Source organism: Streptomyces sp. 7-21 (genome assembly GCF_016741785.1).
Classification (GTDB): Bacteria; Actinomycetota; Actinomycetes; order Streptomycetales; family Streptomycetaceae; genus Streptomyces.
Genome location: NZ_JAERRL010000003.1, coordinates 102,963 through 115,022, shown reverse-complemented (window position 1 = coordinate 115,022; position 12,060 = coordinate 102,963). Strand labels below are relative to the sequence as shown.

Here is a 12,060-nt window from a genome sequence, read left to right as displayed (position 1 = left end):
CATGCTGACCAACCCGGACGTGACGACGCCGGACGACCTGCACGTCTTCACCGAGGACTGGGAAGAGCGGTCGGCGCCGCCGCTCTCGCCGCCTGACCCGGCGGATGGCTGCGCGGTGGTGTTCCTCAGCGAGCGGCGCCGTCAGGAGGAGGTCAGGCGGCAGCTCGCGCGGGCACTGCCCGGCCTCGCCGTGGTGACCGTCGCGCGGGGCGCGGGGTTCCGCCGCGTCGACGCCGGCCAGTACGAGATCGGTGACGGCGAGGCGGACGGCGCGCTGGAGGACTACGACACGCTGCTGGCCGCCGTGGCGGCGGACCACGGCCGGATCGGGGCCGTCCTCCACCTGTGGGCGACCGAGGAGAGCGGCCTGCTGTGGCGGCCGGGCGCCCTCGTGCCGCTGCTGCGCGGCCTCGTCGTCCGCGAGCTGGCCCCCGAACGGCTGCTGCTGGCGGCGGCGTTCCACGACGGGCTGGAGCGCTGCGCCGCCGAGTCGTGGCTCGGCTTCGCGCGTTCCCTGGGCATCGTGATGCCGGCGACGCGGGTGGGCGTGGTGTGCCTGGATGCCGACGCCGCCTCGCTGCCCGAGCTGCCCGGACGCGTCGCCGCGGAGGCCGCCGCGGCCGAGCCCGGCGGCGTGCTGTATCACGCCGGGCGGCGGTTCGTGCCTCAGGTGCGGCCCGCCGCGCTGCCCGCCGCGGAGCGGGACGCGCTGCGCCACGGCGGCACGTACCTCATCACCGGCGGCATGGGCGGGCTCGGCCGGATTTTTGCTCAGTGGCTGGCGCGCGGCTACGCGGCCCGGCTGGTGCTGACCGGCCGCCGCCCGGCGGACGAGGAGGTCGAGCGGCACCTCGCCGCGCTGCGGGAGGCGGGCGCCGAGGCGGCGGAGTACCGCCAGGCGGACGTGACCGATGCCGACGCGATGGCCGAGGCGGTCGCGGCCGCGGCCGCCGCCACCGGGCGCGTGGACGGCGTGCTGCACGCGGCCGGCCTGGAACGCGGCGGCAACATCGGCGGCCGGGACGCCGGCACGTTCGCCGGTATCCTCGCGCCGAAGGTCACCGGCACGCTCAGCCTGGAGCAGGCGCTCACCGGCCACGAGGTGGGCTTCGTCGTCTACTTCTCCTCCAGCGCCGCCGTCCTGGGCGACTTCGGCGGCTGCGACTACGCCTGCGCCAACCGCTTCCAGATGAGCTACGCCCGCCACATGGCGCGCGCCGGGGGGCGCGGGCCGCGGCGGCTCGCGGTCAACTGGCCGCTGTGGCACAGCCGGGGGATGGACTTCGGCGACGCCGCGTCCAGCGAGCTGTACCTGCGGTCGAGCGGGCAGCGCTACCTGGAGCCGGAGGAGGGCACGGCCCTGCTCGGCCACCTGCTCGCGGCGGGGGAGGAGCCCCAGTACCTCGCGCTCGTCGGCCAGGCCGACCGCCTGTACCGGACGCTGGGCCTGCCCGTTCCGGAGCCGCAGACCGCCGAGACCCCGGAGCCGGCGCAGGCCCCGGACAGCGCTGCGGCCCCTCAGCGCGCTGAGGTCCCGGAGCCGGCCCCGGCTCCACAGAGCGCTGAGGCCCTTGGGAGCGCCCCGGAGACCGCCGCATCCCCGCAGCCCCCCGGGAGCGCGGCGGCCGCCGCGGCGCCGCAGGACCCGGGCGCGGCCGCCGCGGCCCAGCCCGCCGGTGACGGCGACGCGGCGCGCCAGCTGATCGCCGTGCTGCGGGAGAGCGCGAGCCAGATCCTGCGCATCCCGCCGGACAAGCTCGCCGCCGACGAGAGCCTGCGGGACTACGGCTTCGACTCCATCAGCCTGGTCGAGTTCGCGGGCGTCATCTCCGAGCGCTTCGGCATTGAGTTCACGCCCGACATCTTCTTCAACTACCCCTCGCTGCACGGCGTGCAGGAGTTCCTGCGGGAGCGGCACGCGGACAAGGTCGCCGCGCTCTTCCCCGCCGCCGGCACCGCTGCCGACGCCTCCGCCGACGCCGCCGCCGACGCCGCCGGCACCGCCGGGACCACCGCTGACGGCGCCGCACCCCAGCCGCCCGCCCCGGCCCAGGAGCCGGCTCCGGCCGCCGCGCCCGCCCCGCAGCGGCCCCAGTCCGGCCAGCCCGGCCAGCAGCCCGCGCAGCCGCCCGCCGTGCCGTCCCGCCGTCCGCGCGGCAGCGGCCGGCGGCGGACGCACCGCACCGCCGGCGCCCGGTTCGCGGCCACCGCGGGCACCGGCCGCCCCGGCGCCGAGGAGCCCGTCGCCATCATCGGCATGAGCGGCCGGTTCCCGGACGCCCGCACCGTCGGCGAGCTGTGGGACATCCTGGCCGAGGGCCGCAGCGTCATCCGCCCCGCGCCCGCCGAGCGCCGCGAGTGGCGCGCCGACGGCAAGGAACGGCGCATGGGCTGGGTGCCCGGCATCGCCGAGTTCGACCCGATGTTCTTCGAGATCGCGCCCAGCGAGGCCGAGACCATGGACCCCCGGCAGCGGCTGCTGCTGGAGGAGATGTGGAAGGCCCTGGAGGACGCGGGCCTCGGCCGTGACCAGCTGGGCTCCGAGCGGGTCGGCGTGTTCGTCGGCGTCGAGGAGGGCGACTACCGCTCGATCGCCGCCGCCGAGGAGGGCATCACCTCCAACCACAACGCCGTGCTCGCCGCCCGGCTGTCGTACTTCCTCAACCTCACCGGCCCCGGCGTCGCCATCAACACCGCCTGCTCCTCGGCGCTGCTCGCCGTCCACGAGGCGTGCCTGAGCCTGCGGAACGGCGACTGCGACACCGCCGTCGTCGCCGGCGTCAACCTCATGGCCACGCCCCGCGAGTACGACGCGCTCGACGGCGCCGGCATGCTCTCCCCGCAGGGCGTCTGCCGCGCCTTCGACCGCCGCGCCGACGGCATGGTGCCCGGCGAGGCCGTCGCCGCCATCGTGCTGAAGAAACGGGACCAGGCGCGCCGCGACCGCCACCCGGTGTACGCGTCGATCATCGGCAGCGGCATCAACAACGACGGCAAGACCAACGGGATCACCGCCCCCAGCGGCCACGCCCAGACCCGGCTGCTGCGCGAGGTCTACGAGCGGGCCGGCATCTCCCCGGCGACCGTCAGCTACCTGGTCACCCACGGCACCGGCACCCGGCTGGGCGACCCGGTCGAGATCAACGCCCTGGCCGAGGCGTTCCGCGGCGCCACCGACCGCACCGGCTACTGCGCGCTGACGTCGACCAAGCCCAACGTCGGCCACACGCTGGCCGCCTCCGGCCTGGTCAGCCTCATCGCACTCACCCTGGCGATGCGGCACGAGACGATCCCGCCGAGCATCAACTGCGAGAAGATCAGCGACTTCGTCCCGTGGGCATCGAACCCGTTCTACGTCAACACGCAGCGCCGCGCCTGGCCCGAGACACCCGGCACGCCGCGCCGCGGCGGCGTGAGCGCGTTCGGGTTCAGCGGCACCAACGCGCACGTGGTGCTCCAGAGCGAGGGCACCAAGCGCGGCGACCTGGAGCGGATCGCCGCCCAGCCCGCCCGCCCCTGGCACCTGCTGGTCTGCTCCGCCAAGACCGACGAGGCGCTGTCGCGGGAGCTGACCGCGCTCGCCGACCACCTGGCCGGGCTGCCGGTTTGGGGCAACGGGGTTCTGGAGTCGGCCAGTTACACCCTCATCGCCGGGCGGCACCACTTCGCGCGCCGCTGCGCCGTCGTGGCACGCGACCGTGAGGAGGCGGTCGCCGCGCTGCGGCGGGCGGCGGCGGGCGAGCCGGGCGCCGGGGTGTTCCTGGGCGCCGTGCCGCGGGACTTCGAGCCGCCCGCCGACGAGGCCGCGACACTGGCCGCGCTGGCCGGCGAGGGCCACCCCGGCGAGCCGGACGAGCGGCTGCGGGAGCGGCTGGCGAAGCTGGCAGAGCTGTACTGCCGGGGCCACGAGCCGGCGTTCACCGGCCTGTGGGGCGCCACCCCGCCGGAGCGGATGAGCCTGCCGGCCTACGCCTTCGACCACGACGAGTACTGGGTCGCGCCGCACGTGGAGACGGCCGGCGGCGGCGCGCGGCTGCACCCGCTGGTGCACGAGAACACCTCCGACCTGTCCGGCCAACGCTTCGCCTCCGCGTTCGGCGCCGACGAGGACTGGTTCGCCCCCGCGCCCGGCGGCGTCCGCGCGCTGAGCGCCGGGACGCGGCTGGAACTGGCCCGCGCCGCCGTGGCGCTGGCGCACGGCGACGGCGACTGGGCCGTGACGCTGCGGGAGGTCAGCTGCCACGAGCAGGTCACCGCCCCGGCGGAGGGGATGCGGGCGCTGCGCACCGACCTGCGCGCCACCGACGGCGGCGTGGACTGGGCGCTGTACTTCCGCGACGACGACGGCGAGTTCTACCTGGCCGTGGACGGCGGCGCCACCGGAACGGCCGCCGGCGCGGCGGCGGGGGACGCCGCCGGGGACGAGACGGCCGGGCCGGAGCCGGTGGACCTGGCCGAGACCCGGGCGCGCTGCGCCGTGGCGCTCGACCCGGCCGCGCTCGGCGCCGACGCGGCCGGGCTGGTCCGGGTGCTGGCGGACGCCGACGCCCCGCGCGACGGGGAGGGCCTGCTGCTGCTCGAACTCCCCGACGAGCCGCAGCGGGACGCCGCCGGCCGCGCCCCGCTGGTGCTGGTGCCCGCGCAGTTCGACGCCTGCCTGGCCGCCGCCCGCGGCTACGTCGGCTGGCGCAGCGGCGACGCGGCGGTCACGGCCGTCGCCGAGGCCCGCTTCACCGCCGCGCCGGTGGCGGCGCGCTGGGCCCGGATCACGCTCACCTCCGACGGCGGGCCCGCGCCCGTCTCCTGGACGCTGGGGCTCGGCCTGCTGGCCGACGACGGCACCCCCGTGGCACACGTCGCCGGGCTGACGCTGTCGCGGGAGCGCCGTCCCGCCGCGGCCCCGGCCGCCGCTGCCGCCGCCTCGCCGGCGCGGGGCGCCGGCGAGGGCCGCCGCCCGCACATGCGGGGCTGGACCATCGAGCAGTGCGTGGCGTGGGAGCTGCGCGACGCGGCCAGCGTCGTGCTGAAGATCCCGGCCGAGAAGCTGGACGCGGACGAGAACCTCGCCAGCTACGGCTTCGACTCCATCAACCTGTCGAAGTACGCCACCGAGCTGAGCAAGCGGCTGGCGTTCACCCTCACGCCCGACCTGTTCTTCTCGCACCCCACGCTCAACCGCCTGACGTCCTACCTGCTGACCAGCCACGCGGCGCGCATGAACGAGCGCTACCGCGAGGCCGCTGACGACGCCTCGGCCGTTCTGCGCCCGGACGCCGGCCACGCCGCCGCGGCCGAACGCAAGCGCCGCTCCGACCGGTTCACCGCCAGCGCCGGCACCCGGGCCGCGCTGGCCCAGGACCCGATCGCGCTGATCGGCATGAGCGGCCGGTTCCCCGGCGCCCGCACCGTGGCCGGGCTGTGGTCGATCGTCTCGGAGGGCCGCAGCGCCGTCACCGAGGTGCCCGAGGAACGCCGCCCGTGGTGGCGCTCGCCCGGCCCCGGGGGCCAGCCGCGGAAGTTCGGCGCGGTGCCCGGCATCGACGAGTTCGACCCGCTGTTCTTCGAGATCTCGCCGCGCGAGGCCGAGCTGATGGACCCGCGGCAGCGGCTGCTGCTGATGGAGATGTGGCGGGCGCTGGAGGACGCCGGATACGGCGAACGGTCGGTCACGAAGGACCGGATCGGCGTGTTCGTCGGCGTCGAGGAGGGCGACTACCGCTACCTCGTGGACGGCGAGGCGACCGTGACGTCCAACAGCAACTCGGTGCTCGCCGCCCGCCTGGCGTACTTCCTCGACCTCAAGGGCCCCAGCATGGCCATCAACACGTCGTGCTCCTCGGGCCTGGTGGCGCTGCACGAGGCGTGCCTGGCGCTGCGCAACGGCGACTGCGACACGGCGATCGTGGCCGGCGCCAGCATCATGGCGTCCGAACACGACTACCTGGCCATGGAGAAGGCGACCATGCTGTCGCCCGACGGCACCTGCTACGCCTTCGACCAGCGGGCCAACGGCATGGTGCCGGGCGAGGCCGTCGCCGTGCTTGTGCTGAAGCGGCAGCACGCCGCCGAGCGCGACGGGCAGCGCATCCACGCCACCATCCTGGGCAGCGGCATCAACTACGACGGCCGGACCAACGGCATCACCGCCCCCAGCGGCGAGGCCCAGGCCCGCCTGCTGCGCTCGGTCTACGAGCGGCACCAGATCGCCCCCGCCACGCTCGACTACGTCGTCACGCACGGCACCGGCACCCGGCTGGGCGACCCGATCGAGATCAACGCGCTGGTCGAGGCGTTCGGCGACGCGGCCGACCGCACCGGCTACTGCGCGCTGACCTCCGTCAAGCCCAACCTGGGCCACAGCATGGCCGCTTCCGGCCTCGTCAGTCTGCTCACGCTCGTGATGGCGATGAAGAAGGAGTACATCCCGCCGTCCATCAACTGCGAGGAGCTGAGCGACTACATCCGCTGGGAGGACAGCCCGTTCTACGTCAACCGGGAGGGCCGGCCCTGGCCGGCCGAGCCGGGACGGCAGCGGCGCGGCGCCGTCAGCTCGTTCGGCGTCAGCGGCACCAACGCCCACGTCGTGCTCCAGGCGTACGGCACCGAGCGCGAGGAGGCCGAGCTGGTGGCCGCGCAGCCCGCCGCCTCCCACCACCTGCTGGTGGTGTCGGCCAAGACGGAGGACGCGCTGCGGCGGCGCCTGGAGTCGCTCGCCGGCCACCTGGAGCAGCGGCCCGACGGCGGCCCGGGGTACATGGCCTCGCTCAGCTTCACTCTGATGACCGGCCGTCACCACTTCGCGCACCGCTGCGCGGTGGTGGCGCAGGACGCGGCGGACGCGGCACGGCTGCTGCGGGAGGCCGCGGCGGGCGCGAAGATCCCCAACGTCGTGCGCGCGACGGTCAGCCGCGACTTCCGCCCCAACGCCACGATCGAGAAGGTCATCGCGGGCCTGGTGCGCTCCAGCCACCAGACCCGCAGCGTCGGCCACGCCTACCAGGACCTGCTGGCGGGCCTGGCGGAGTTCTACTGCCAGGGCTACCCCCCGGCGTTCGAGGGCCTGTGGACCAGCCGCCCCCGCCTCGTCGGCCTGCCCGGCTACCCGTTCGCCGAGGAGCGGTACTGGGCGCCCGCGGTGCCCGGCGCGGGCGAAGAGGGCGCCGCGCTGGTGCGGCAGAGCACCTCCGACCGGACCATCCAGCGTTTCAGCTCGCAGTTCACGGGCCGGGAGTCGTTCCTGAGCGACCTGCTCGTCCCCAACGAGTCAGCACAGTAAGCAGGAGGAATCGACATGTCTGACGGAATGAACGCCTCCCCGGACGCGGCGCTCGGAACCGTCAAGGTGCTGCCGGAGGCGGCCCAGCTGGAGATGGTCCGCGCTGCTGCGATGCTGGCCGCCGAGGACACCGCGCAGGTCGTGCGGGTCGCCAACGTGACGTGGCACGAGCCGGTGATCGTCGGCAAGGGCGAGCAGGTCCACGTCGACCTGTACCCGAGCGACAACGGCGAGAGCGACTGGACCGTCTACGCCGACCACGGCACGGACGACGCGGGCACGGTCTCCACCGTCACCACCGGCAGCACCGGCACCGTGTCGGTGGCCGCCACCGGCGAGCCCGAGGACGCCGACGTCGCGGCGTGGCAGCGGCAGTGCGCCCACGAACTCGCCCTGCCCGCGGGCGGCGTGGCGGCCGTGGCGCGGGCCTGGGCGGCCGCGCCGCGCCCGGCGCGCGGCACCGGCTCGCTGCTGCTGCGGCTGGCCGAGCCGCCGGCGCGCGGCCAGGACGGGGCGGGCGCCGTGCCGGTCCCCGGGCAGCTCGCCGGGTGCGTGGCGGTGCTGCGCGCCTACGCGGGGTGGGACGACGCCGAGATCAGCATGCTGGGCGTGGACGAGGCGCTGTTCGTGGCCTCGGGCAGCGAGGCGGCCTGGGCGCTGGTGTCGTTCGAGGGCGACCTGGCGGCGCGGTCGGCGACGCTGGCCGTGGACCTGGTGGACGAGCGCGGCGGCAGCCTGGTGCGGCTGCGCGGGCTGGACGTCGGCGCGGTCGAGCTGGTCCCGGAGGACGCCGGCGCGGACGACACCGCCGTGCCCGCCGGCGACCACGCGGCCGGCGCCGGGCAGCCGGCGGCCCAGGCGGTGCCGCCCGGCCCCGGGCGGCGCCCGGAGATGGCGGGCTGGCCGGTGGCGCAGTGCCTGGCGTGGGAGCTGCGGGACGCGGTCAGCCAGCTGCTGAAGCTGCCGGTGGACAAGCTGGACGACGACGCCAGCCTGACGGACTACGGCTTTGACTCCATCAGCCTGGTGGAGTTCGCGGGCGTGCTGGGGGAGCGGACCGGCATCGAGGTCACGCCGGACGTGTTCTACAGCTACCCGACCCTGGGCGCGCTCGGCGCCCACCTGCTGGAGCAGTACGCCGAGGAGCTGAACGCCCACTACCGCGAGGGCTGCGAGGCCGCCCCCGCCCCGGCCGCCGCCCCCGCCGCCCCCGCCGCTCCGGCCGCTCCGGCCAACGGGCAGCGGCGCCGCCGCGTGACGGCCCGCCCCGCCGCGCGGGAGCGGCGCCGCCGCCCCGTGACCGGCACCGTGACGCCCGGCGGGCCCACCGCCGTCGAGTCCGGCCCGGAGCCCGTCGCCATCATCGGCATGAGCGGCCGGTTCCCCGGCGCCCGTACCGTCGACGAGCTGTGGTCCGTGCTGGCCGAAGGCCGCTGCACGGTCGGTGAGATGCCGCGCGAGCGCGCCGAGTGGCACGCGCCGCACCTGCCGGCCGCCGAGCGGCGGATCGGCGCCCTGGCGGGCGTGGCCGAGTTCGACCCGATGTTCTTCGAGATGGTGCCGCGCGAGGCCGCCGCCACCGACCCGCGGCAGCGGCTGCTGCTGACGGAGATGTGGAAGGCGCTGGAGGACGCCGGCTGCGGCCCCGACCGGCTCGCCAGCGAGCGGGTCGGCGTGTTTGTCGGCGTCGAGGAGGGCGACTTCCGCGGCCTGCTGTCCGACGACGACTCCCTGACGTCCAACAGCAACGCCATCCTGGCCGCCCGGCTCGCCTACTTCCTGAACCTGACCGGGCCCAGCATGGCCATCAACACCTCGTGCTCCTCCGGCCTGGTGGCGCTGCACGAGGCCTGTCTGGCGCTGCGGTACGGCGACTGCGACACCGCCATCGTCGCGGGCGCCAACATCCTTGCTGACCCCCGCAGTTACGACGGCATGGCCCGCGCCGGCATGCTGTCGCCGGACGGCACCTGCTACGCCTTCGACCAGCGCGCCAACGGCATGGTGCCGGGCGAGGCCGTCGCCGTGCTGGTGCTGAAGAAGCGCCGGGACGCCGAGCGCGACGGGCAGCCCATCCACGCCACCATCCTGGGCAGCGGCGTCAACTACGACGGCCGGACCAACGGCATCACCGCCCCCAGCGGCCAGGCCCAGACCCGGCTGCTGCGCGACGTGTACACCCGGTCCGGCGTCGCGCCCGAGTCGGTGGACTACCTCGTCACGCACGGCACCGGCACCCGGCTGGGCGACCCGATCGAGATCAACGCCCTGGCAGAGGCGTTCCGCGGCGCCACCGACCGCACCGGCTACTGCGCGCTGACCTCTGTCAAGCCCAACATCGGCCACACCCAGGCCGCCTCGGGCCTGGTCAGCCTCATCGCCCTGGTGCGGGCGATGCGCGAGGAGACCATCCCGCCGTCGATCAACTGCGAGCAGCTCAGCGACTACATCCGCTGGGACGACAGCCCGTTCTTCGTCAACCGCGAGCCGCGCCCCTGGCCCGACACCGGCGACCGGCCCCGGCGCGGCGGCGTGTCGTCGTTCGGCTTCAGCGGCACCAACGCCCACGTCATCGTCGAGGCCCACACCACGGCCCGCGCCGACCGCGCGGCCGTCGAAGCGCAGCCGGGCCGCCCGTCGTACCTGCTGCCCGTCTCCGCCAAGACGCCCGGCGCGCTCACCGAGGCGCTGACCGCGCTCGCCGACCACCTCGACGCCCACACCGGCGCCGGCCCCGGCTACCTGGCCTCCGTCAGCCACACCCTCGCCGGGCGGCACCACTTCGCGCACCGCTGCGCCGTCGTCGCCCGCGACCTGCCGGACGCCGTCCGGCTGCTGCGCGCCGCCGCCGCGGGCGAGAAGACCCCGAAGGTCTACCAGGGCACCGTCACCCGCGACTTCACGCCCAACTCGGCGATGACCGCCGTCATGCGGGACCTGGTGGAGCAGGCCGTCGCCAGCCAGGACGACCCGGCCCCCTACCAGGAACACCTCCAGGCGCTGGCGGACCTGTACCGGCAGGGCTACGACCCGCGCTTCGCCGACCTGTGGCAGCGGCCGCCCGCCCTGGTGCCGCTGCCCGCCTACCCGTTCGCCCGCGACACCTACTGGCCGGCCGTCAACGCCGTGACCCGGCCCGCCACCGCCGCGGCCGCACCGGACCACCCGCTGGTCCACGAGAACACCTCGACCCTCAGCGAGCAGCGCTACCGGTCCGTCTTCACCGGCGCCGAGCCGTTCCTCGCCGACCACCTCATCAACGGCGTGCGGACCATGCCCGCCGCCGCGTACGTGGAGATGGCCCGCGAGGCCGCGCGCCGCGCCACCCTCGACAGCGGCGGCCAGACCGGGGTGCGGCTGAAGAACATCCGCTGGGTGCGGCCGATCACCGCCGGCGGCGACGAGCCGGTCGAGGTCACCATCGCGCTGTTCCCCGAGCGGAACGGCGAGGTCGGCTTCGAGATCTTCTCCGGTGGCGACGACGGCCCGGTCATCCACTGCCAGGGCGACGCCGTCCCCGCCGAGGAGGCCGAGAGCCCGGTCGTCGACCTGGACGCGCTGCGTGCCGCCTGCCCGCGGACCATCGACGGCGACGACTGCTATGACTTCCTCGCCTCCGGCGGCATGCGGTACGGGCCGGCGCACCGGGTCATCACCGGCCTGCACGTCGGCGACGGCCTGGTGCTGGCGCGCCTGGCCACGCCGCCGGCCCGGGACGGCGAGGACGGCTACGTGCTCCACCCGGCCCTGGTGGACGGCGCGTTCCAGGCGTCGTCCGGCTTCGGCGAGGCCGGCATCATGGAGCGCAAGCTGCCGATGGCGCTGGACGAGGCGGAGATCTTCACCGGCGCCGCCACCCCGGCCTGGGCCGTGGTGCGGTCGGTCCGCTCCTCCGCGTCCTGGGTCAACCGCTTCGACATCGAGCTGTGCGACGACGCCGGGCGCGTCCTGGCCCGCTTCAAGGGCTTCTCGACCTGCCTGAGCAGCGCCGACACCGCCGGGGCCACCGACCGCGGGCCGGTGACGGGGCTGCTGGAGCAGGTGTGGACCGACGCCCCGCTGCCGGAGGGCGGCCAGGGCAGCGGCCCGGACTGGGCGCACCGCCACGTCCTGTTCTGCGGCACGGGCGGCGCGCCCGCCCCCGACGCGCTGGCGCCGCTGCCCGGCGGCGGCGCCCCGCGCGTGGCCGCCCTCACCGGCAGCGACGGTGGTGACGGCGGTGACGGCGGTGACGGCGGCGATGACGCTGAGCGGTATACCGCCCTCGCCGAGCAGCTGTTCGCCGAGGTGCGCGACGTTCTCGCGGCACGGCCCAGCCACGACACGCTGCTCCAGGTCGTGGTGCCCGGCGGCCCCGACGACTACCTGTACGCCGGCCTCGCCGCGCTGCTGCGGACCGCCCGCCTGGAGAACCCGGGCCTGGCCGCCCAGCTCATCTGCCTGGACCAGCCGCTGACGTCGGCCGAGTCGCTGGCGCGCGTGGACGCCGAGGCACGCGCCGGCGAGCCCGTCGCGCCCGAGGTCCGCTACACCGGCGGGCGGCGCCAGGTGCCGTCCTGGCAGCCGCTGCCCGGCACCGACGGCGGCTCCCCGGACAGCTCCCAGGACGGCGAGCCGGCGCCGCTGCCGTGGCGCGCGGACGCCACCTACCTGATCACCGGCGGCGCGGGGGGCCTCGGGCGGCTGTTCGCCGAGGAGATCGCCCAGCGGCAGCCGGGCGCCACGATCGTCCTCACCGGCCGTTCCGCGCCCAGCGAGCGGACCGAGGACGTCTGCCGTGCCCT

2 protein-coding genes (1 of these 2 cut by a window edge) are annotated in these 12,060 nt (G+C 75.8%); both read left to right on the top strand.

Annotated elements, in window-relative coordinates; translation table 11 throughout:
- The first annotated feature begins 1 nt into the window (after position 1).
- On the top strand, positions 2 to 7,276 hold the full coding sequence (locus JK356_RS04410) for an SDR family NAD(P)-dependent oxidoreductase (RefSeq protein WP_201866195.1): 7,275 nt from the start codon (positions 2 to 4) through the stop codon (positions 7,274 to 7,276).
- A gap of 15 nt (positions 7,277 to 7,291) precedes the next feature.
- On the top strand, positions 7,292 to 12,060 hold the beginning of the coding sequence (locus JK356_RS04405; RefSeq protein ID WP_201866194.1) for an SDR family NAD(P)-dependent oxidoreductase. 10,528 nt of this gene lie beyond the right edge of the window; 4,769 of the gene's 15,297 nt are visible here — the first part of the coding sequence; the start codon lies at positions 7,292 to 7,294; its stop codon lies beyond the right edge, outside the window.